Raw genomic sequence first — 21,614 nt, forward strand, 5'->3', positions numbered from 1 at the left:
CGCCCTAGATCTTCCCGCGGGCGGCGGCGAGGGCGGTGGCGACCATGTGCGCCTTCACCTGCTCGGGACTGATCTCGCCGACGACCGGGACTCCCGGTGCCGCCTCGCGGATCACCAGGCCCGACCGCGCGAGCATCAGCGCGCCGAGTCCGCTGGCGTAGAGCGTGTTGGCCAGCAGGGTCGCGTCCTTCACCTTGAACTCGCCGGTGGCGTTGCCCGCCTCGATCACCGACGACAGGCTGCGCAGGCACGCCGCCATCCCGCCGCCGAGCTTGAGCAGTGCCCGTTCCGACACCTCGTCGAGCAGCTCGCTGCCGGGGCGCCGCATCAGGGCCTGGGCGCAGTCGACGAACGCCGGGTGCTCGAGTGCGTAGTCGGCGAACGTCGTGACGATGGCGGTGAGCCGCTTGTCCGGGGACTTGGACGTCTTCGCGGCGGCGTCCAGCAGACCGGCCAGCTCCTCGAGGTAGCTGACCATGGTCAGCGCGAAGAGGTCCTCCTTGCCGGTGAAGTGCCGGTAGACGATCGCCCGGTTGACGCCGACCGCTCGCGCGATCTCGTCGATGTTGGCCTCGCGCACGCCGCTGCGGTCGAACAACCGGCGCGTCGCCGTGACGATCTCGGCCTCGCGGGCCCGGCGACGGGCCGCCGCGGCCGTACGACGACCGTCGGACTCGCGGGTGGGCACGGTGCTCATCGTAGGAGCGGCTGGGCGGCGAACCGCTCCCCCATGAGCCGGTGCGTCGCCTCGTCGGGGTGCAGCTGGTCGGGGAGCGGCAGCTCGGCGGCGTCACCCTCGCCGTAGAGCTGCCGTCCGTCGAGGTAGGTGAGATGCGGGTCGGTGGCGCGGCGCTCCTCGACGATACGTGCGAGCTCGGCACGGATGGTGGTGAGCGTCAGGCGGGTCGGGTCGGCGGGGTCGCCGGTCGCCGTGAACGACAGCCTGCCCTCGGCCAGCGCGCTCAGGTCGGGCACGGCCGGGCCCGGTGTGTGCTCGTGGATCGGGCACAGGATCGCCGAGACGACGAGCAGCGGCGTGGTGGGGTGGCCGTCGCGGATGGTGTCGAGGAACCCGTGCACGGCCGGCCCGAACGCCCGCAGCCGCATCAGGTCGTGGTTCACCAGGTTGATGCCGAGCTTGAGGCTGATGAGGTCGGCCCGGGTGTCCCGGATGGTGCGGGCCACGAACGGGTCGAGCAGCGCGCTGCCGCCGAAGCCGAGGTTGACCAGGTCGACGCCGGCACTCGTGGCGGCGATCGCCGGCCAGGTCGTCGACGGGCTGGCGGCGTTCGAGCCGTGGCTGATCGAGGAGCCGTGGTGGAGCCAGGTACGGCGGTCGGTCGCCGTCGGACGGAGGGCCTCGTCGCCGCGCAGGGCGACCAGCTCGGTGGACTCGTTGTGCGGCAGCCAGATCTCGACGCGCTTCTCGCCGGCCGGGAGGCCGTCGAACCGGACCGTCGCGATCGGGCCCTCGGTCAGGGTGGCGGCGCCGGTGGCCATGTCGACGGTCCGGACGTTGCCGCCCTGCGCCGTCGCCTGGGCCACGAGCTCGCCCTCGACCAGCAGGTCGTAGATCCCGTCCGGCCGCGGCGGCGCGCCGGCGTACGCCAGCTTCGTCGGGAGCACGTCGAGCTCGAGCGTCGTCGCCGTCGTGGTCAGCGCGAGACGGACGCCGGACGGCTGCGCCTCGGCCTGGGCGAGCTGGTCGTCGGGGATCTGCACGCGGGCGGGAGCCGGCAGCCGGTGGGGGAGCAGGCCGCGCCCGGTCGGCTCGAGGTCGAGCGCGCCGCGGACGAGGTCGGCGGTGATCGGCGTCGTAGGCATGGCACCACCCTGCCGGGTCGTGTGCCTGAGAACGGGCTACCGCGCGTCGTGAGGCACACGACCCGGCACATCGTCGCGTCTGGGAGGAGAATTCCTGGCGGGCTCGGGAACCGGAGGCGGTACCTGGGGCTCGTCCTCGCGTCAGGGCCGATGCGGAGGCGCGGGAGGTGGGCATGCACGGTGCGCTCGACCTCGACGCGCTGTACCAGGCGTCGTACCGGCGCCTGGTCGTGCAGATGTACGCCATCTGCGGTGACCTCGTGGAGGCCGAGGACGCGGTGCAGGAGGCGTTCGTCACCGCGATCCGCAAGCGTCGGCAGCTCGAGGCCGTCGCCAACCACGAGGCATGGCTGCGGACGGTCGCCGTCAACCGGCTGCGATCCGGCTGGAGGCACGCGGCCGTCGTACGCCGCCTGCAGCCGCGGGTGCCCGGCTCACAGGCGGCGGTCGAGGTCGGACCCGACCACGTGGCCCTCGTCCGGGCACTGGCTGGGCTCGACGCCGCGGGCAGGGAGGTCGTCGTGCTGCACCACCTCGCGGACCTGGGGACCGCGGAGATCGCCGCCGAGCTCGGCATCCCGGAGGGCACCGTGAAGTCGCGGCTGTCGCGGGCCCGGGCGCGACTGGCCGCGCTGCTCGACGAGCGGGAGGAGTGGGAACGTGCCTGACCTCACGTCGTTGCGCAGCCTGGGCGACCGCGTTCAGCCGCCGCCGCTGGGTGCCCTGCAGGACGTCGCCCGGCGTCGCTCGCGTCTGTCCGCGACGCTCGCGGCCGTCGGCGCCGTGGCCGTCGCGGTCGTGGCCACCGTGGTGTTCCTGCTCGTGCCCCGGGAGGACGGTGCGGTACCGGAGCCCGTGCACCCGCCGACGCCCTCCCCGACCCGGACCGCGACGGACGAGTCGGGCGGACCGGCCACGCATGCGTCCGACACGTCCATGACGCTGCGCGAGGTCGTGGCCAAGCCGAACGCCGACCTGGTCCTGTCGGGCATCTCGCTCGACGACCCGGACTTCCGGGTCGCGATCTGGTCGGCGCCGTGCTCGTGGTGCCCCAACGACGACGAGCCGCGCGGGCGTCCGCGTTTCTGGGCCATGGCGATCACGACCGACGGCTTCGAGAGCACGATGTACCGCCGGATCCCGTACGACCCGTACCGCGACCCCGGATTCACCGAGGTGGTCAGCCCCGGCCCCGGCCTCCTGCTGCTGGTCGACGCGGGGAACCCGAACAGTCCCGGCTGGTTGCTGCGCGACGACGGGACCCTCACCCACCTCGCCGCGGCCGTGGAGACCAGGTCGGGGGACGCGCGCCGGTGGCACTGGTGCGGCGGGTACGACGCCGACCCGGCCGCGCCGACGTCACCCGTCGGCTGGTGCCTCGTCGATGCCGAGACCGACACGTCCTACCAGGCCGAGGCGCCCTGGCTGGTCGACGAGCTCGTTCACGGCCGCCCGGCCGTGAGTCCCGCGGAGGCGGACGAGCCGTGGGGACTGGAGAACGTCACCGACCTCGTGCCGTACTGGTACGACGGCGGCGTCCTGCACACTCGTGACTTCGGCCCCGCCGACGCGACCGGCACGGTGTCCGGGATGCCGAGGGGCGAGATGGCGGTCTGGTCGCTGGACCCGGCGTCGCTGGTCCTCACCGTGCGGTCGAGCGGGGAAGGGGGGCAGCCGTGGCAGGTCCGCCGGATCGCGCTGCCATCGGCGCCGTCCAGGCTCTCGGTCCACCGCACCCGGAGCGGTGCCCTGATGGCTCTCGACTCCGGCGGCGAGCTCGCTCTGTACGCGTGGCCGCCCCGGCAGATCTGGCGGGCCGACGCCGACGCGGACTCCTTCGACGTGGTCTACGTCGAGTCGGAGCGCACCGACGTGGCGGGGTACGACGCGACCGCGTTCACCGAGCTCGGTGGCCGGATCTGGTCGGGCGGGCTCTGGTCCGACGACGACGGGCGCACGTGGCACGCGGTCCGCGACTGGCGCTGAGGACGCCGGCGTCAGCCCCCGAACATCTCCTTCACCGTCGCCAGGGTGTCGGCCTCGTCGGGCGACTTGTCGTCGCGGTAGCGAACGACGCGGGCGAACCTCAGCGCGATGCCGCCGGGGTACCGCGTCGACCGCTGGATGCCGTCGAGGGCGATCTCGACCACCTGCTCCGGGCGGACCGGCACGACGTGGTGGGCCTTGACCTCGGCCGGCTCGAGGGCGAGCTCGGTGAACCGCCCGGTCTGCCAGGCGAGCATCTCGTCGGTCATCCCCTTGAACGTCTTGCCGAGCATCACGAACCCGTCGCCGTCGTCGGCCCGGGCGCCGAGGTGGATGTTGGAGAGCCACCCCTCGCGGCGGCCGGAGCCCCACTCGACGGCGAGCACGACGAGGTCGAGGGTGTGCACCGGCTTGACCTTGACCCACGCGGAGCCGCGGCGGCCGGCGTCGTACGGGGCGGACACCGACTTCACCACCACGCCCTCGTGCCCGAGGTCCAGCGCGGTCCGCACGAACGACTCCGCCTCCGCGACGTCGGACGTCGTGACGCTGGGCGTGCGGTGCTCGGCCGGGACGAGGTCGGCGAGGGCGGCCCAGCGCTCCGCGCCCGGCCGGTCGAGGAGGTTGGTGCCGTCGAGGTGGAGCAGGTCGAAGAAGTAGGGCGTGACCGTGACGCCGGCGCCCATCGCCGTGCGCGAGGCGGTCTCCTGGAACGGCCGCGGCCGGCCGTCGTCGGCCAGTGCGAGTGCCTCGCCGTCGAGCACCAGCCGCGAGGCGGGCAGCGCGCGCACGATGTCGACCACCTCGGGCAACCGGTCGGTGATCACGTCCAGCGATCGGGTGGCGATCACGACGTCGTCGCCGTCCTTGTGCACCTGGATGCGGATGCCGTCCAGCTTGGTGTCGATGCTCACCGCGCCGCCGCCGGCCTTGGCCATCGCCGCCCCCACGTCCGGGGCGCTCGAGGCGAGCATCGGCAGGACCGGGCGGCCGACCTCGAGACACACCTCGGCCAGCGCCGACTCCCCGGAGAAGGCCGCCCGCGCGATCGGCACGGTGCCGCCGGCGAGCATGGCGGCGCGGCGTACGGCCGAGAGCGGAGCACCCGACGCCGCCGCCAGCCCCTCCTGGACGAGCGCGTCGAGCGCGCCCTGGCGCACGTTGCCGGTGATGACCCCGCGCAGCCACACCTGCTCCTCGGCCGTCGCCCGGCCCAGCAGGTCCTGGACCGCGGCCGCCCGGGCGGCCTGCGAGCCGCTGCCGGAGAGGCCGGCGAGGTGCTCGAACGCCGCGTGCACCTCGTGCACCGTCAATGACGGCTCGTCCGCGGGCTCGGGCGGCGAGCCGAGCCCGCGCCAGCCCACGCCCGTGCGTCGCTGCAGCAGTGAGCCGCCGAGGTAGGCGACGACGACCTCGAGCTCTCCCGGACCGGCCTCGGCCAACGGGACGGCCAAGGCCGCGACCTTGGCCTTGCGGGACCGCGTGGCGGCGACGGTCTGCGAGGTCTCCACGATCCTGGCGAGCAGCACCGGGCCATTGTGGACGTCGGTGCCGACGGCCCGCCCGGCGCGGTCGTGAGGGGGTCCTCGTCCACTTCTCGTCGGGGAGACCTGGGGGAAGGGTTGCCCTTCTGGGCCATCGTCTGTTGTCTAGACGACCAGACCCCCTCAGGAGGACTGCTCTTGCTCGTGTTCTGAACCCCTGTCACCATCCCTGTCACCCCCCAACCCCCCCGGAGTTTCGCGCGCCCTTCTCCCCCTGCCTCTGGCGGTGACGCGAACGATGCTCCGCGCCCTGATCCTCGGGAGGGATCATGCGCAATGTCCGTTTCGCCGTCCTCACGCTGCTCGCGCTCGTGGTGAGCGGCTACCTCGTCCACACGTCCTACGACGACGCCCGGCACACCGCGTCCCGCGACGCCACCGCCCAGCACCGTGCCAAGCACCGAGCTGCGACGGAGAAGAAGGCCACCTCCGGTGATGCCTCGAAGCGCGCCGGCACGCGCCACCGCCCGTCGGCCAAGGCGCGGGCGCTGCGGCAGCTGGCCGGCCGGGGGACGTCAGGTGGCGGCGTCTGCGCCAAGCGGCCGACCCTGCCCAGGTGCACGGCACCACCGGTCCCGACCACGACGTCGGCGAACCCGACCGTGACGACGTCCACGTCGACGCCGACCTCGGCGGCCCCCACGCTCAGCGCGCCGCCGACGAGCGCGACGACCAGCACGAGCGTGCCCACGTCGAGCGCACCGCCCACGTCGAGCGCGCCGCCCACGACGAGCGCGCCCCCGACCTCGGGGCCCAGCGGCACCTGCAGCCAGCCGGTGTGGACGGGGAGTGCCGCGACCGCCACCTACCAGCCGAGCGACACCTGGTGGGTCAACAACAACGCCTGGAGTGGCGGCCACGGCCCCCAGACGATGTACGCGTGCAGCCCCTCGTCGTGGTACGTGACCTCCAACCAGCCCGACATGGGCGGCCAGGTCCAGACCTACCCGGACACCCAGTACAACACCAACTCCACCAAGACGATCGGCCAGTACAACTCGATCACGTCGACGTTCTCCGAGGCGTTCCCGGCCGCCGGCTCGTGGGACGCGATGTACGACATCTGGCTGAACAACTACAGCACCGAGATCATGATCTGGAACGAGTGGACGGGCACCAACCTCTACTGGCCCAACGACAAGTCGACCACCGTCGTGATCGGCGGGGTGCCGTACTGGTTCCAGAACAACGGCGGGATCTTCGTGTTCTTCCGGCAGACGATGGTGAAGTCCGGTTCGGTCGACCTGCTCGCGGCGATGAAGTACCTCGTCGGGCGCGGTCTGATCAAGTCGACCGACGTCCCGACCCAGCTGGAGTACGGCGTGGAGATCTGCTCGACCGCCGGCACCCAGACCTTCCCGATGACGGGCCTGACGTTCAACCTGTCCTGACGCGAGGAGGGAACACCGCACCGACCGTCGTCAGAGCCTCGTGCGCACCTCGTACAGCTCCGGGAAGAACGTGAGGTCCAGCGCCCGGCGCAGGAAGTCGACCCCGGAGGAGCCGCCGGTGCCGGTCTTGTGGCCGATCGTCCGCTGCACGACCTGGAGGTGCCGGAACCGCCACTCCTGGAAGTTGTCCTCGAGGTCGACCAGCTCTTCGCAGGTCTCGTAGACACCCCAGTGCTCCTCCGGCGCGGCGTACACCGCCGCGAAGGTGTCGACCAGCTCCGGCGACAGCCGGTAGGGCTGCGACCAGTCGCGGTCCAGGAGGGCGGGAGGTACGTCGTACCCGTGCCGCGCGAGGTACGCCAGGAACTCGTCGTACAGGCTCGGCTCCCGGAGCAGCCCGTCGAGCTCGGCCCGGGCGGCCGGGTCGTGGGAGAACACCTTGACCATGTCGGCGTTCTTGTTGCCGAGGAGGAACTCGACCTCGCGGTACTGCGCCGACTGGAACCCCGACGACGTCGCGAGGAACGGCCTGATCAGGGCGTACTCCGACGGCGTCATCGTCGCCAGCACCGACCACTGGTCGGTGAGCACGTGCTGGACGTGCTTGACGCGGGCCAGCCGCTTGAGCGCTGGGGACAGCTCGTCGGACGCGAGCAGCGACCGCGCCGAGCGCAGCTCGTGCACCATCAGCTTCAGCCACAGCTCGGAGGTCTGGTGCTGGACGATGAACAGCAGCTCGTCGTGCTGCGGCGGGTCGCTCTGCGGCTGCTGCGCCGACAGGAGGAGGTCGAGCCGCAGGTAGTCGCCGTACGACATCTGGGCGCTGAAGTCGCGCTCGATCCCCGGCTCCATCTCCCGCTGGTTCGATGGGGGGTTGTCCACGGCGCCAACGTAGTCGGACCCGACGGGTACCGTGCGCAACGTGGCGGAGCAGGGGCACGAGCGGGTCTGGCGACCCGCCTGGCCGTGCCCGGTCGGCGGGATCATCCGCCAGCAGCGACGCGGTGGCGGCGACCCGACCATGCGCACCGAGGGGCACGGCGACGCAGCCCGGCACTGGAGGGCGAGCCGCACGCCGGAGGGCCCGGCCACGCTCGTCGTGCAGTCGCGTCCGCGGCTCGGCGAGGTGCACGCCGAGGCCTGGGGACCGGGTGCCGCCTGGGCGCTCGACCACGTGCCCTCCCTGCTCGGCGCCGACGACGACCCGTCCGGGTTCGTGCCGCGGCACCCCGTGCTCGCGGAGGTCCTCCGGCACCACCCGCACTGGCGGCTCGGGCGGACCGACCGGGTGTTCGAGGCGCTGGCGCCGTCGATCGTCGAGCAGAAGGTGACCGGCAAGGAGGCGTTCGCCGGCTTCCGGAGCCTCGTGCACTTCTTCGGCGAGCGCGCCCCGGGGCCGGGCCTCGAGCGCAAGCTGTGGGTGCAGCCGAGCGCCGACCGGATCCGCACCATCCCGTCCTGGGACTGGCTGCGCATGGGCATCGGCCCCGACCGTTCGCGCACGCTGGTCACCGCGGCCCGGGTCGGGGAGTCGCTGGACCGGCTGACGCCCGCGGACGCCGACGCCAAGCTGCGCACCCTCCCGGGGGTCGGTGTGTGGACCAGCGCGGAGGTCCGCCAGCGAGCCTTCGGCGACCCGGACGCCGTGAGCTTCGGCGACTACCACGTCGCCAAGGACATCGGCTGGGCCCTGCTCGGCCGGCGCATCGACGACGCCGAGCTGGCCGAGCTGCTGGAGGAGTGGCGCCCGCACCGTGGCCGCGTCCAGGCGTACGTCGCGATGGCCGGCCTCGGCGCCCCGCGCCGCGGCCCCCGGATGAGCCTGCCCACGCACGTCCCGAGCCGTTCCGCCGGTCGAGGAGGGCCGTCAGGCCCGTTACGAGAGCCGGTGACCTGACCGCTGACCTCGCGGGGTCTCGCGACAGGGCTTCGTCCTTCCTCGACCAGCGAGGACGGCTACAGCAACGGCCGCAGCGGCGCCAGCACGAACTCGGTGAACTTGCGGTGCAGGTCCCGGGCGTCCCACTCGTCCTGGGTGAGCTCGAGGCAGTTGCTCTCGTCGACGCCGAACACCTCCTCCAGCTGCCGCGCGAGCGAGGAGTCGATCACCTCGAGGTTGATCTCGTAGTTGCCCGACAGCGAGAGCCGGTCGACGTTCGCCGTGCCGACCGTGGTCCAGGACCCGTCGATCGTGCAGGTCTTGGCGTGCACCATCGCGTCGCGGAACCGCATGATGCGGACGCCGGCGTGGAGCAGCTGGGCGAAGTACCCGCGCGAGATCCAGTCGGCGACCACGTGGTTGGACTTCAGCGGGACCAGCAGCCGGACGTCGACGCCGCGCCGGGCCGCACGGGTCATGGTGTCCACGAAGTCCTGGTCGGGGATGAAGTAGGCGCACGTCATCCAGATGTTGCGGCTGGCGCGGTCCATCGCCTCGAGGTACATGCCCCGGATCGGGAAGACCATCAGCCGCGGCACGTTGCGGTGGAAGCGCATCTGCGGCTCCCAGGTCGACGCGGTCTCCAGCAGCAACGGCCGCTCGCTGGGGCCGATCCGCTTGCGCCGGTTCAGGTTCCAGAAGTCCGCGAAGGCCCGCTTCAGGTCCCAGACGCCCGGACCGGCGATCCGCACGTGCGTGTCACGCCACTCCGTCTCGTACGCCGTGCCGATGTTGTAGCCGCCGACGAACCCGACCGAGTCGTCGACGACAAGGATCTTGCGGTGGTCGCGGCCGTAGCGGCGCAGGTCGAAGAAGCGCCACCCCGCGGCGTACACGGGGTAGCGCAGCACCTTCATGTTCACCGGGAACCGCTTGAACACGGGGGAGACGACGAGGTTCGCGAAGCCGTCGTAGATGCAGTAGACCTCGACGCCCCGGTCGGCCGCGGCCGCCAGGGCGTCCTTGAAGCGCTGTCCGACCTCGTCGCCCTTCCAGATGTAGGTCTCCAGGAGGATCTGCTTCTGGGCGCCGTCGATGGCGGCCAGCATGTCGTCGTACAGGTCCCGTCCGAACGTGTACGTCGTCACCTCGCTCTGACCGACCGGTACGCCGCGCGGCGGGGTGACCGGGAACGGCCGGGCCTTCTTGCCGCGCCGGCGGTAGGAGTCGAACAGCGTCAGCCCGATGGCCACCGCGAACGGCGTGACGAGGACCGCGAGCACGGCGCGGCGGATCGCCGTCCGGAGGGTCTCGTCGCGCACGCCGCCAATCTAGCCAGCGGCTCGGGTGCGACGCCGGTTGTCCTCGACCACGCGGCGCGCGATGTACCCGGCGTCGCGGCCCGCCCCGCCGACGAGCATGGAGTAGAAGCCGCGCTGGAAGAGCAGCCCGCAGAAGTACAGCCCCGGGAGCTCCGGGAGCACGCCGCCCACGTCGCGTGGCCACCCGTCCTCGCGCGTGACCGGGGGATGGATGAACGAGAAGTCCTGGCGGTACCCCGTGCACCACACGACGTTCGCGACATCGAGGACGGTGCCGTCGTCGAGGACGGGCTTCCCGTCCTGCGTCCCCGTGGTGCGGGCCTCCACGTGCCGCACCCCGGCCGCGACCAGGTCGGCCAGCTTGACCCGTACCAGCGGTGCCCCGCTGGTGCGGATCTCTCGCTGCATCGTGCGGCCCCACGGCCACCGGGTGGTGATGACGCGGTTCCACAGGAACCACAGCACCGGGAAGCCCGTGCGGGCCTTGCGGGACTCGATGTCGACGGAGATCTCGCCGCGCGGCTTGCCGGACAGCCACGTCTCGTGGCCGGCGCGGGCGAGCTCGAGGGCGATGTCGGCTCCCGACTGCCCAGCACCGACGACGAGCACGGGACCCGGCAGCAGCTGTCCGGGTCGGTGGTAGTCGCTGGAGTGCAGCTGGCGGATCCCCGGGTCGAGCGCCCTGCCGACCTCCGGCGTGTGCGGGTGGTGCTCGCCTCCCGTGGCGACCACCACGCTGTCGGCCTCGATGACCCCATGACCCGTCGTGACCAGGAACCCGTCACCGGCCCGCTCGACCCGCCTCACGGTCGTGCGATGACGGACGTCCATGCCGTGACTGGCGGCGTACGACTCGAGGAGGTCGCCCATCTGCGCGCCCGTGGGGAACTCCCACGGTCCCAGCGCCCAGGAGATGCCCGGCAACCGGTCGTACCTGGCGGGGGTGTTCAGGCGCAGCGAGTCGTAGCGACGCCGCCACTGGTCGCCGACCCTCGCGTCCGCGTGGAGCACGGCGCAGCGGTGCCCGGAGCGGCCGAGGAAGTACGCCGTGGCGAGGCCGGCCTGGCCGGCGCCGACCACGATCGTGGGGACGTGCTCGCGGTGGCCGCCGTCGACGACGGCCTCGGGAGTGCGGGTGTCGGTCATGGCCGTGACGCTAGGAGCGGCGGGCCGGGGTTCGCGTCGGGAGCAATGCCCATCCGGCGCGGCAACCGAAATGGGTGGTTCCGTGCATGCCCGGGGTCATCCGGTCGTCCTACCCTGCGAGGGTGACCGTCACGGCGCTCGAGCGCGGGCGCGCGGCGTTCGACGCGCGCGCGTGGGGCCGGTGCGTCGCCGAGCTCGGCGAGGCCGACACCCAGGACCCGCTGGACTTCGACGACCTGCGCCGGCTCTCGATCGGCGCCTTCCTGGCCGGCGACGACGAGCTGAGCGAGGCCGTCCTGGTCCGCGGGTTCCGGCACTGCGTCGAGCACCGGCGCTGGACGGAGTCGGCGACGTGCGCCTTCTGGCTCTCCTTCATGCTGGCGCAGGCGGGGGAGCACGGGCGCAGCAGCGGCTGGCTCGAGCGCTGCCGGCAGCTGGTCGCCGAGCACGACCTGCAGGACGCCGAGCCGGGTCTGGCGGTCGCCGCGCTCGAGGCGCACCTGATGGCCGAGTCGGGCAGGTTCGACGAGGCGCTGGTGTCCGCGCGACGCACGGCCTCGCAGGCCCAGGCCGTGGGGGCCGTCGACGTGCGGACCCTGGCGCTGCTGGACGCGGGGCACTGCCTGCTCGGGCTGCGCCGCAACGCGGAGGCGGTACGCGTCTACGACGAGGTGATGCTGGAGGTCACCGGTGGCATGTTGAGCCCGCCGGTGACCGGCATGGCCTACTGCGGCGTGATCGCGGCGTGCATGGACCTGCGCGACCTGCGACGGGCCCGGGAGTGGACGGCCGCCCTGTCGTCATGGGCCGACGACGAGAGCGGAGTCCCGTACCGCGGGTTCTGCCTGGTCCACCGGGCCCAGATCATGGCGATGGGGGGCTCCTGGGCCGACGCGATGGCGGAGGCCCGGTCGGCCTGCGACGTCCTGGCCGAGCCGGCGCTCGGGCTCGCGTGGTACGCCCTCGGCGAGCTGCACCGCCTGACCGGCTCCTACGCCGACGCTGAGGACGCCTACCGCACGGCCAACAGCTTAGGCCAGCAGCCCGAGCCCGGACTGGCCCGGCTGCGGCTCGCCCAGGGCCGCACCGACGCCGCGCTCGCCACCGTCCGCCGCCTGTACGCCGAGGGGCAGCGCACGGATCGGGCCGACGTGCTCGTGGCGTACGCCGAGGTCGTGCTCGCCGCGGGCGACCTGGAGGCGGCCTGTGCGGCGAGCGAGGAGCTGACGGCCCTGGCCGGGGCCCAGGACTCTCCCATGCTCACCGCCTGCGCGCAGGAGACCGCCGCCGCGCTGCTGGGCGCCGAGGGCGCCAGCGCGGATGCGCTGCCGCTGCTGCGCCGGGCGTGGGCGGGCTGGCGCGAGCTCGGCATGCCGTACGACGCCGCACGCGTCCGCGTCCGCATCGGCGACTGCTGCCGGGCGCTGGGTGACGACAGCTCGGCGCTGATGGAGTACGACGCCGCTCGCGCGACGTTCGAGCAGCTCGGCGCCCGGCCCGACGTCGAGCGGGTGGACCGCCGGACCGGAGCGGCGGACCGAGCGCCCGGCGGGCTGACCGGTCGCGAGGTCGAGGTCCTCCGGCTGGTGGCCGCTGGACACGGCAACCGGGAGATCGCGCACCGGCTCTTCCTCAGCGAGAAGACGGTGGCCAGGCACCTGTCCAACATCTACGGCAAGCTCGGCTGCGGCTCGAGGGGGGCGGCCACCGCCTGGGCCCACGACCACGGGCTCGTGTGACGGTCAGCCCTTGACGTAGGAGAGCTTCTCGCAGACCAGGCCGTCGCGGAACCGCACCACGTCGACCCCGCGGACGTGGCCGCCCTCGTCGCCCGTGTCGCCGGCCCAGCCGTAGCGCCAGCGGACGACGGCGCGGTCGCCGGTGACGAAGGACTCCTCCTCGGTGAAGGTCATGCCCGGCGTCGTCATCACCTCGCGCCAGACCTCGCGGACGGCGTCCTTGCCCTCGACGCGGGTGCCGTCGGGGGCGGGGGACGTGCTGTCGAAGACGATGTCGTCGGTGCTGAGGGCGAGGGCGGCCTCCAGGTCCCCGCTCCCGAACGCCGCGTTGAACCGGGCCAGCACCCCGTGGTGCGGTCCCCAGTGCGGGTCGCGGCCGAACCGGGCCAGCAGGTCGTCCTGCGGCTCGCCGGTGAGGTAGTGCCGCCCGGCGATGGCGCCGGCCTCGCGGTAGCCGTCCTCGTTGGCGGCGAACCAGGTGCCGGTCACGCCCACGAGGTGCGGGTCGATGCGGGTGTCGCCGCGCGTCGCCACCGCCACGTCCCAGCCGTGCAGCAGGTGGTCCGCGGCCAGCTGCCGCGCGTACTCCTCCTTGGGACGGTCGCCGAAGGACAGGTGCACCTCGCCGCCGGCGGGCAGCTGCTCGCGCACGCAGTCGATGGCGGCCCGAGCGGCGTCCAGCGCGGCGCCGATGGGGTCGTCGCCCAGGACGTCGCCCTCGAACCTGTCGCCGACCTCCGCGATGGTCGCGCCCTCCATGAGGGGGACGGTCCAGAGGTTCTCGTACGTCACGTGGTTCACCAGCGCGCGCACGTCCCAGTCCGCGCAGGGCGTCGGGTCGGCCCACTGGTCGTCCTTGATGGCGGTCAGCCGGTCGGCGAAGTGCTCGACGCTGCGGTGGTAGAGCGTGAAGACGTCCATGTGCGACTCCTGTCCCGTGTCGGACCCGAGGACCGGTCCCATGGTGCTCCGCCCGGAGTGCGTGCGGGAACCCCGAATCCTTACTCCCCGGTGACGTCCCGGATCGACCGCGGGAAGAACGTCGGCGAGAACGACAGCGCACCGGACGGGATCCTCCACGGCATCACCCGCACGGAGAACACCCCGGCACGCACGGCCTCGTCGGCCTCCTTCAGCCGCAGCGCCTCGTCGGGCGGCACGTTGAGCAGGCTCAGCCCGCGCAGCTCGCCGGCCGGGTCGCTGAGCGGACCCGCCGCCAGCAGCACCCCCTGCTCGTGCAGGGACGCGAGGTGGGCGAGGTGGGCGTCCTGCAGGCGCGCGTCGTTCGGGCGTGACCCGGTGACGAGCAGGGACACGGTGAGCTCGTCGAAGCGCAGCGGTCCGCGCCCGCCGGGCTCGTGGCCGGGTGCGGTCTCGGTCATGGTGGTCCTCCGGTGGTCGTCGGGGTGGTGGTCACGAGGGGCCCGGGAGGAAGTACGCGAGCAGCCGCACGGTCCGGGCGTCGGGAGGTACGTCGCCGCCCGTGCGGTTCAGGTACGGCGCGAGCACGCGCTCGAGCTCGCCCGGCGCTGGTCATCGCGCCAGTATGTCCGGCGCCCGGCCGGTCAATCCAGGGAGAGGTGGACGTCCACCATCAGCCGGTCGGCAAGGGACTCGAGCGCCTCGCGGAGGCCGTCGGCGCTGGCCGACTCCGGCGCCACGAGCACGGCGCGGGCCTCGAAGATCTTGCCGCCCGCCATGGGCGCGTCGACGAGCTCGGTGACGAGGTCCTCGATGCTGACGCGGTGGGCGGCCAGCAGCGCCGAGATCTCCGAGATGATGCCGGGCCGGTCGGCGCCCACGAGCTCCAGCTCGAAGGTGACCGCGTCCTCGTCGACGGGGGCGTCCGTGCGCTCCACCTCCACGTGGACGCCCTGCTCCTCGAGGGCGAGCAGGTCGGCCCTCAGCGCGTCCGCCTCGGGGTCGGGCGCCGAGAGCACGACGATGCCGGCGAACTTGCCGGCGAGCTCGGAGAAGTGGCTCTGCTCCCAGCTGCCGCCGCGCGCGCTGATCGCTCCGGAGATCGCGGCGACCAGACCCGGTCGGTCGTCGCCCAGCGCGGTGAGGACGAGGGTGGCCATGGGCCGCAGGGTAGTCCCTCCGGTCGCGCCGGGTCGGCGTCATGGAAGCGGACCGAGGACCGTCCCCCTTGCGCGCTCGCCCGTCCGGCGACACAGTGACCAGACCGTGTCGGTCTCGGAGACTTGGGGGGGCTGGTGTCCGAGCGCGCTCGTGGACGGGCGGCGCCGACGCGCGTCCTCCTGGTGGCCTGCTTCGGCGCCTTCCTCGCGTTCCTGGACGCCACGATCGTCAACGTCGCCTTCCCGTCCATCCGCGAGTCGTTCCCGGAGGCGTCGATCGGTGCGCTGTCCTGGGTGCTCAACGCCTACAACATCGTGTTCGCGGCGTTCCTGGTGGTGTGCGGGCGGCTCACCGACCTCATCGGACGCAAGCGGGCGTACGCCGGCGGCATCACCCTGTTCACCCTGGCGTCGGTCTGGTGCGCGGCGGCCGGCAACCTCGAGCTCCTCGTCGCGGGCCGGGTGCTCCAGGCGCTCGGCGCCGCGATGCTGGTCCCCGCCTCCCTGGCGATCGTGGTCGAGGCGTTCAGCAGCGACCGCCGCGCGCACGCCATCGGCCTGTGGGGCGCGACGGCGGCGGTGGCCGCTGGCCTGGGACCGCCCATGGGCGGCGCCCTCGTCGAGCTGGGCGGCTGGCGCTGGGCCTTCCTGGTCAACCTGCCGTTCGGAGTGCTGGCCGTGGTGGCCACCCGTCGTACCGTCGTGGAGAGCCGGGCACCCGGGCGGCGCGTCCTGCCCGACATCCCGGGTGCGCTGCTGCTGGCCGCGGCCCTCGCCCTGCTGAACCTGGGCGTCATCCAGGGCAACGACTGGGGCTGGGGCAGCCCACGCGTCGTGGGCTCGTTCGTGCTCGCCGTCGCGCTCGGCGCCCTGTTCGTGCGCAGCTCGCTGCGCCACCGGGCTCCCGTCGTCGACCCGGCGCTGGTGCGGATCGCGTCGTTCCGGGTGGCGAGCCTGGCCACCGTGCTGGCGGGTCTCGGCTTCTACGCGTACCTGCTGACCAACATCCTCTGGCTGCAGTACGTGTGGGGGTACGACGTCCTGCGCGCGGGTCTCGCCCTGGTGCCGGGCGCCCTGGTCGCGGCCGTCGTCGCCGCCCGGCTCGGTCCGCTGGCCGAGAGGGTCGGCTACCGCGTCCTCGTGGTCCCGGGCGCGCTGGTCTGGGCGGGCGCGTACCTCTGGTACCACCAGATGGTCGGCACCGCGCCCGCCTTCTGGTCGCAGTGGCTCCCCGGACAGGTGCTGTCGGGCATCGGCGTCGGGGCGACGCTGCCGCTGCTGGGGAGCGCCGCGCTGGCCGCCGTGCCGGGCGGGAGGTACGCGACGGCGTCCGCGCTGGTCTCCAGCGCGCGCCAGCTCGGCGGCGTGCTCGGGATCTCCATCCTGGTGCTGGTCGTGGGCAGCCCCACCGGGCCCGGCGTGGTCGCCGCCCTGCGCGACGGCTGGCTCCTGTCGATCTGCGCCTTCGTGCTGGTGGCCCTGGCCGCCCTGCCGATCGGCAAGGTGGCAGCGGGACACCACGACGAGGACGTCGAGCACGGCGCACCGCTCCTGCTGCTGCCCGACCCGCGCGACCTGCGCGCCGAGCCGACCCGGGCGGGCGCCTCGATCGGGCTGGACGACATCCCGTTGCTGGCGACCCTCTCGCTCGATGCTCGCGCCGCGCTGGCCGAGGCCAGCCGTACCGTGCACCTGCGCGCCGGGGAGTGGCTGTTCCACGAGGGAGACCCGCCGGGGTCGGCGTACCTGGTGCGCAGCGGTCGGCTGGAGGTGGTCCAGGACGGGCGGCTGGTCCGGACCCTGGTCCCGGGTGCGGTGGTGGGCGAGCTGGCGCTGCTGACCGGTGAGGGCCGCTCGGCCGGCGTCCGCGCACGTCGCGACGCCGCGCTGCTCGAGGTGCCGCGCGGCGCCTTCGAGGGGCTGCTGGCCCACGACGCGTCGGCGGCCAGGACCGTGCTGACGCAGCTGGCCGGCCAGCTCCGGACGGCCGGCACCCCGGGGCCGGCCGAACGTGCCGTCCGCCCGCAGGTGATCGCCGTGGTCGGCCTGCACCCCGGGAGCGGGTACGCCGAGGTGGCGCGTCACCTGTCCGACCGGCTGCGCACCCACGTGTCCGTGGTCGAGCCCGGGGTGGTCGACGGCGAGGGGCTGGCGCGGGCCGAGGCGGACGGCGACCGCGTGGTGCTCGCGGCCGACGGGGTGGCGCCGGGCGACGCCGTGGCATGGCGCGACTTCTGCCTGCGGCAGTCGGACGCCGTCGTGCTCGTGGCGCGTGCGGGCAGCCCAGTACCCGACGGTGTCCCGGTCGTCGGCCTCCAGCCGGACCTGGTGGTGATCGGGGCGGTCGACGCCCCCACCGACCGCGCCGCCTGGGTGTCCGGCACCGACGCGTGGCGGCTGACGGTGGTGACGGGGGACCTCGCGCCCGGCGTCGCCGACATCGCCGACCGGTTCGCCGGGCGCAGCCTCGGGCTCGTGCTGGCCGGCGGCGGGGCCCGGGCGTTCGCCCACATCGGGGTGCTGCGCGAACTCGAGGAGGCGGGGTACCCGCTGAACCGGATCGCGGCCGCGAGTGTCGGCGCGGCCCTCGCGACCATCTACGCCCTGAGCCGGGACGGTGCCGAGCTGGAGGAACGGGCGTACGCCGAGTTCGTGGCCCGCAACCCCTTCAACGACTGGACGATCCCGACCCGCGCCCTGACCCGTGGCGTCCGGATGCGCGGGTCGGTGGCCCGGGTGACCGGCGACGCGGTGCTGGACGGGCTGTCGCGCCAGCTCGCCCTGGTCAGCACCGACCTGGTGAGCCGGACCCGCCAGGTGCACCGTCGGGGCTCCCTGCTCGACGCGACCGTGGCCTCGATGCGGCTGCCGGTCCTCTTTGCGCCGATCCCGACCGACGACGGGCGGCTGCTGATGGACGGCGGCGTCCTGGACAACCTGCCCGTCGACGTCCTGCTCGAGCGCGACGAGGGGCCTGTCGTCGCGGTGAACATCTCCATGGGCGGCGGGGGCGGCGGCCGCCCGGCCCGCACCGGCCGGCCCCGCGTGCCGGCGCTGGGGGAGACCCTGCTCCGGACGATGACGATCGGCGCCGGCGGGGCCGTGGACGCGGCGCACCGCGCCGGTGCCGTCGTCCTCACCCCCGCGACGCTGGGGGTCGGGCTGCTCGAGTTCCACCAGCTCGACCGGATGGTCCGGGCCGGCCGTGAGGCCGCCCGGGCGCTGCTGGCGGCCGGGTCGCTCGACCTCGGTGCTCAGTCCCCGGACGGCGTGTCGCTCGGCGAGCCCGACGTGGAACGGGAGCCGGTCTCGGCGTGAGCCGGAGCGTCATCGACGCCCGCGCTCGCCAGCATCCTCCGCCCGACCTTCGCGACCTCGTCCTTCAGCTCGGGTGGGGCCACGACGCGGAACGGCGCCTGGATCGCGGCCAGCCGCTCGGCGTACCAGTCGAGCTCGTCGGTGCTCGCCCGGAGCAGCGTGGTGCTGTCGTCGATCGCGGTGAGGAGCGCCTGCTTGCGCGGCAGCCACCAGCGCACGCGCTCGACCGGCGCGTCGACGACGACCTCGATCCGGTGCGTCCAGCCCTGCGCGAGGTGCTCCTCGACCGCCGTCAGCGGGTCGAGGTCCTGCGGGGCCTCGGCGACCTCGTCGAGCTCCTGCACGGTGGCCACCCGGTCGATGCGGAGGATGCGCCGGGCGCCGGCGGTGTGGGACCAGCCGAGGAGGTACCACTTGCCGTACCTCACCACGAGCGCCCACGGGTCGACGTCCATGTCGACGACCCGGTCCTGGCCGAGGCGGTACGCCAGCCGCAGCCGGCGGTGGGCGGACGTCCCCTGCGCCACCGCCGCGGCCACCTGCGGGTCCGGGGCCGAGGAGTGCCCGTCGGGTGTGCGCTCGCTGGTCCGGACGACGGCCTCGACGGGTTCGGCGAGCGGCTTCGGCAGGACGCGGATGATCTTGCCGACGGCCTGCCCGACCGGGTCGGTCGGGTCGGTCTGCCGGCCCTCGAGCACCGCCATCACCAGGCCGAGCGCCTCTGGGGCGGTGAACATCAGCGGGGCCAGACGCATCCCGCGGCCGATCCGGTACCCGCCGTACTTCCCGCGCTGCGACTCCACCGGGATCCCCGCGTCGCGCAGGTTCCCGACATACCTCCGCACCGCCCGGTCGGTCATCCCCAGCCGCTCGGCCAGCTGCTCGCCGCTGATGCCGGGGGAGTTCTGCACCATCTCCAGCACCATCAACGCCCGGGCCGTCGGCGTGGTCTCGTCCACGAACACACCGTGTCGCATGTTCCGGAAGGTTACCGTCCGGAATCGCCCAGGTGGTCGAGCCGGGCGAGCGCCAGCGAGAGGGAGGGTGTCGGTGCCTGCTCGTACGCTGGGCCCATGCGTCCGGTGACCGATCTCGAGCGGCGCGTGGCCCCGTTCCACGTGCAGTCCGACTACACGCCCTCCGGTGACCAGCCGACCGCGATCGCGGAGATCGTCAAGCGGATCAACGCGGGCGAGCAGGACGTCGTGCTGCTGGGCGCGACCGGCACCGGCAAGACCGCGACGGTGGCGTGGGTGGCCGAGCAGGTGCAGCGGCCGATCCTGGTGATGCAGCCCAACAAGACGCTGGCGGCGCAGTTCGCCAACGAGCTGCGGATGCTCTTCCCCGACAACGCGATCGAGTACTTCGTCTCCTACTACGACTACTACCAGCCCGAGGCGTACGTCCCCCAGACCGACACCTACATCGAGAAGGACTCCTCGATCAACGAGGAGGTGGAGCGGCTGCGGCACTCGGCGACCAACTCGCTGCTCACCCGGCGTGACGTGATCGTCGTGTCGACCGTGTCCTGCATCTACGGCCTGGGGACCCCGCAGGAGTACGTCGACCGGATGCTGCGGCTGCGCGTGGGCGAGGAGCACGACCGCGACTCGATCCTGCGGCGGCTGGTCGAGATCCAGTACACCCGCAACGACATGTCCTTCACCCGTGGCACGTTCCGGGTGCGCGGGGACACGCTCGAGGTCTTCCCGGTCTACGAGGAGGCCGCGATCCGCATCGAGTTCTTCGGCGACGAGATCGAGCGGATGATGACGCTCCACCCGGTGACCGGCGAGGTGATCTCGGAGGACAAGGAGCTCTACGTCTTCCCGGCCACCCACTACGTCGCCGGCCACGACCGCATGGAGCGGGCCATCAACGGGATCGAGGCCGAGCTCGAGGAGCAGCTGGCCTACTTCGAGCGCCAGGGCAAGCTGCTCGAGGCCCAGCGGCTGCGGATGCGCACGACCTACGACATCGAGATGATGCGCCAGGTCGGCTCCTGCGCCGGGATCGAGAACTACTCGATGCACATCGACGGGCGTTCGCGCGGCAGCGCCCCCAACTGCCTGCTCGACTACTTCCCCGAGGACTTCCTGCTCGTCGTCGACGAGTCGCACGTGGCCGTGCCGCAGATCGGCGGGATGTACGAAGGGGACATGTCCCGCAAGCGCAACCTGGTCGACCACGGGTTCCGGCTGCCGAGCGCGATGGACAACCGGCCGCTGCGGTGGGAGGAGTTCCTGGACCGGATCGGCCAGACCATCTACCTCTCCGCGACGCCGGGCAACTATGAGCTCGACAAGGTGAGCAGCGGCGGCACCCCCGACGTGGTCGAGCAGATCATCCGCCCGACCGGTCTGATCGACCCCGAGGTCGTGGTGAAGCCGACCAAGGGCCAGATCGACGACCTCATCCACGAGATCAACACGCGCACCGAGAAGCACGAGCGCGTCCTGGTCACCACACTGACCAAGAAGATGTCGGAGGACCTCACCGACTACCTCCTCGACGCCGGCATCCGCACGCGCTACCTCCATTCCGAGGTCGACACCCTCAAGCGCATCGAGCTGCTCCGCGACCTCAGGCTGGGCGAGTACGACGTGCTGGTCGGCATCAACCTCCTCCGCGAGGGTCTCGACCTGCCCGAGGTGTCGCTGGTCTCGATCCTGGACGCCGACAAGGAGGGCTTCCTGCGCTCCGACAAGTCGCTGATCCAGACGATCGGCCGCGCGGCCCGCAACGTGTCGGGCCAGGTGCACATGTACGCCGACAAGATCACGCCCTCGATGGAGTCGGCCATCGACGAGACCAACCGCCGCCGCGCCAAGCAGGTCGCCTACAACACCGCCCACGGCATCGACCCGCAGCCGCTGCGCAAGAAGATCGCCGACATCACCGAGATGCTGGCCCGCGAGGACGAGACCACCCAGGAGCTGCTGGCCACCTGGCAGGGCACCGGCGCCCGCGGCGACCGCTCGCGCGGCAAGTCCCCGACCCCGGGGCTGTCCCGTCTCGACGCCGCCGAGATCCGCAAGGTGGCTCCCGACACCGCCGGCCTGCCCAGCACCGACCTCGCCGACCTCATCCAGCAGCTCAGCGACCAGATGAAGGCCGCGGCCGCGGACCTCCAGTTCGAGCTGGCCGCCCGCCTCCGCGACGAGATCAGCGACCTCAAGAAGGAGCTGCGCCAAATGATGGAGGCGGGAGTCCGCTAGTTCCGCCTGCGGCGGGGCTTGGGTTGCTGATTGGGGTCGCCTGCGGCGGGCTTGGTGGTCTGTGGCAGGGCCGGCTGCGCGGAGAAAGCCCGCCGGTCCACTCCCGCCCTCGCTCGTCCCTCACGAGGGCCTGCCAAGCCCACCAAGACCGGCGGGCTTCCCCCGC

The 21,614-nt window shown here is 72.9% G+C and carries 17 protein-coding genes; 7 read left to right on the forward strand and 10 right to left on the reverse strand.

The genetic code is table 11. The annotated features are described in order from the left end of the window. Positions 1–4: 4 nt before the first annotated feature. A complete protein-coding gene (locus ISU07_RS22665) occupies positions 5–697 on the reverse strand; it encodes a TetR/AcrR family transcriptional regulator (protein WP_194709128.1) in 693 nt (230 codons plus the stop codon). Next, a complete protein-coding gene (locus ISU07_RS22670; protein WP_194709129.1) occupies positions 694–1,824 on the reverse strand; it encodes an SGNH/GDSL hydrolase family protein in 1,131 nt (376 codons plus the stop codon). Before ISU07_RS22670 ends, ISU07_RS22665 begins: the two co-directional genes overlap by 4 nt. 173 nt (positions 1,825–1,997) lie before the next feature. On the opposite strand from ISU07_RS22670, the gene ISU07_RS22675 reads away from it, so the two are divergent. Both ISU07_RS22675 and ISU07_RS22680 read left to right on the forward strand, forming a co-directional pair. Next, on the forward strand, positions 1,998–2,492 hold the full coding sequence (locus ISU07_RS22675) for an RNA polymerase sigma factor (protein ID WP_194709130.1): 495 nt from the start codon (positions 1,998–2,000) through the stop codon (positions 2,490–2,492). After that, positions 2,485–3,810 (forward strand): hypothetical protein, encoded by a 1,326-nt coding sequence (locus tag ISU07_RS22680; protein WP_194709131.1) that lies wholly within the window; start codon positions 2,485–2,487, stop codon positions 3,808–3,810. The genes ISU07_RS22675 and ISU07_RS22680 overlap by 8 nt, the downstream gene beginning before the upstream one ends. An 11-nt stretch (positions 3,811–3,821) precedes the next feature. On the opposite strand, the gene ISU07_RS22685 is transcribed toward ISU07_RS22680, so the two are convergent. Further along, positions 3,822–5,339 (reverse strand): ATP-dependent DNA ligase, encoded by a 1,518-nt coding sequence (locus ISU07_RS22685; protein WP_194709132.1) that lies wholly within the window; start codon positions 5,337–5,339, stop codon positions 3,822–3,824. Positions 5,340–5,623: 284 nt separating this feature from the next. Between ISU07_RS22685 and ISU07_RS22690 the strand changes: the two genes are divergently transcribed. Further along, positions 5,624–6,745, forward strand: coding sequence for a glycoside hydrolase family 12 protein (locus ISU07_RS22690; protein WP_194709133.1), 1,122 nt, complete (start codon positions 5,624–5,626; stop codon positions 6,743–6,745). 30 nt (positions 6,746–6,775) lie between these two features. Here ISU07_RS22690 and ISU07_RS22695 read toward each other — a convergent pair whose 3' ends face one another. Continuing rightward, positions 6,776–7,627 (reverse strand): tryptophan 2,3-dioxygenase, encoded by an 852-nt coding sequence (locus ISU07_RS22695; protein WP_323742768.1) that lies wholly within the window; start codon positions 7,625–7,627, stop codon positions 6,776–6,778. 40 nt (positions 7,628–7,667) lie between these two features. Between ISU07_RS22695 and ISU07_RS22700 the strand changes: the two genes are divergently transcribed. Continuing rightward, on the forward strand, positions 7,668–8,642 hold the full coding sequence (locus ISU07_RS22700) for a DNA-3-methyladenine glycosylase family protein (protein WP_194709134.1): 975 nt from the start codon (positions 7,668–7,670) through the stop codon (positions 8,640–8,642). A 59-nt stretch (positions 8,643–8,701) separates the two neighbouring features. Here the strand turns inward: ISU07_RS22700 and ISU07_RS22705 are convergent, their stop codons facing one another. Beyond that, entirely contained in the window at positions 8,702–9,946 is a 1,245-nt protein-coding gene (locus ISU07_RS22705) for a phospholipase D-like domain-containing protein (protein ID WP_194709135.1), read from the reverse strand. Between the two features lie 9 nt (positions 9,947–9,955). Next, positions 9,956–11,092, reverse strand: coding sequence for a flavin-containing monooxygenase (locus tag ISU07_RS22710; protein ID WP_194709136.1), 1,137 nt, complete (start codon positions 11,090–11,092; stop codon positions 9,956–9,958). A 122-nt stretch (positions 11,093–11,214) separates the two neighbouring features. On the opposite strand from ISU07_RS22710, the gene ISU07_RS24990 reads away from it, so the two are divergent. Then, positions 11,215–12,831, forward strand: coding sequence for a LuxR C-terminal-related transcriptional regulator (locus tag ISU07_RS24990; RefSeq protein ID WP_194709137.1), 1,617 nt, complete (start codon positions 11,215–11,217; stop codon positions 12,829–12,831). A gap of 3 nt (positions 12,832–12,834) precedes the next feature. Here ISU07_RS24990 and ISU07_RS22720 read toward each other — a convergent pair whose 3' ends face one another. From ISU07_RS22720 to ISU07_RS22730, 3 genes are all read right to left on the reverse strand, one after another. After that, a complete protein-coding gene (locus tag ISU07_RS22720) occupies positions 12,835–13,752 on the reverse strand; it encodes a TIGR03086 family metal-binding protein (protein WP_194709138.1) in 918 nt (305 codons plus the stop codon). Positions 13,753–13,832: 80 nt separating this feature from the next. Further along, a complete protein-coding gene (locus tag ISU07_RS22725; protein ID WP_228522438.1) occupies positions 13,833–14,213 on the reverse strand; it encodes a YciI family protein in 381 nt (126 codons plus the stop codon). 183 nt (positions 14,214–14,396) lie between these two features. Then, positions 14,397–14,912 (reverse strand): glycine cleavage system protein R, encoded by a 516-nt coding sequence (locus ISU07_RS22730; RefSeq protein ID WP_194709139.1) that lies wholly within the window; start codon positions 14,910–14,912, stop codon positions 14,397–14,399. A 135-nt stretch (positions 14,913–15,047) separates the two neighbouring features. Here ISU07_RS22730 and ISU07_RS22735 point away from each other — a divergent pair, with 135 nt between their 5' ends. Beyond that, positions 15,048–18,230, forward strand: coding sequence for a DHA2 family efflux MFS transporter permease subunit (locus ISU07_RS22735; RefSeq protein WP_323742769.1), 3,183 nt, complete (start codon positions 15,048–15,050; stop codon positions 18,228–18,230). Here the strand turns inward: ISU07_RS22735 and ISU07_RS22740 are convergent. Further along, entirely contained in the window at positions 18,167–19,189 is a 1,023-nt protein-coding gene (locus tag ISU07_RS22740) for a helix-turn-helix transcriptional regulator (RefSeq protein WP_323742770.1), read from the reverse strand. The two genes, ISU07_RS22735 and ISU07_RS22740, sit on opposite strands and share 64 nt — an antisense overlap. A 114-nt stretch (positions 19,190–19,303) precedes the next feature. Between ISU07_RS22740 and uvrB the strand changes: the two genes are divergently transcribed. Beyond that, the gene (gene uvrB / locus ISU07_RS22745; protein WP_194709141.1) at positions 19,304–21,448 is read left to right on the forward strand and encodes an excinuclease ABC subunit UvrB; all 2,145 of its coding nucleotides are present in this window, start codon (positions 19,304–19,306) and stop codon (positions 21,446–21,448) included. Positions 21,449–21,614 lie beyond the last annotated feature (166 nt).

It is taken from the genome of Nocardioides islandensis, assembly GCF_015352455.1.
GTDB classification, from domain to species: domain Bacteria; phylum Actinomycetota; class Actinomycetes; order Propionibacteriales; family Nocardioidaceae; genus Nocardioides; species Nocardioides islandensis.

Excerpts from the sequence above, each read along its gene's own strand:
- ISU07_RS22665 (WP_194709128.1), bottom strand. The coding sequence starts at position 697 with ATGAGCACCGTGCCCACCCGCGAGTCCGACGGTCGTCGTACGGCCGCG.
- ISU07_RS22670 (WP_194709129.1), bottom strand. The coding sequence starts at position 1,824 with ATGCCTACGACGCCGATCACCGCCGACCTCGTCCGCGGCGCGCTCGAC.
- ISU07_RS22675 (WP_194709130.1), top strand. The coding sequence starts at position 1,998 with ATGCACGGTGCGCTCGACCTCGACGCGCTGTACCAGGCGTCGTACCGG.
- ISU07_RS22690 (WP_194709133.1), top strand. The coding sequence starts at position 5,624 with ATGCGCAATGTCCGTTTCGCCGTCCTCACGCTGCTCGCGCTCGTGGTG.
- ISU07_RS22710 (WP_194709136.1), bottom strand. The coding sequence starts at position 11,092 with ATGACCGACACCCGCACTCCCGAGGCCGTCGTCGACGGCGGCCACCGC.
- ISU07_RS22720 (WP_194709138.1), bottom strand. The coding sequence starts at position 13,752 with ATGGACGTCTTCACGCTCTACCACCGCAGCGTCGAGCACTTCGCCGAC.
- ISU07_RS22725 (WP_228522438.1), bottom strand. The coding sequence starts at position 14,213 with ATGACCGAGACCGCACCCGGCCACGAGCCCGGCGGGCGCGGACCGCTG.
- ISU07_RS22730 (WP_194709139.1), bottom strand. The coding sequence starts at position 14,912 with ATGGCCACCCTCGTCCTCACCGCGCTGGGCGACGACCGACCGGGTCTG.
- uvrB (WP_194709141.1), top strand. The coding sequence starts at position 19,304 with ATGCGTCCGGTGACCGATCTCGAGCGGCGCGTGGCCCCGTTCCACGTG.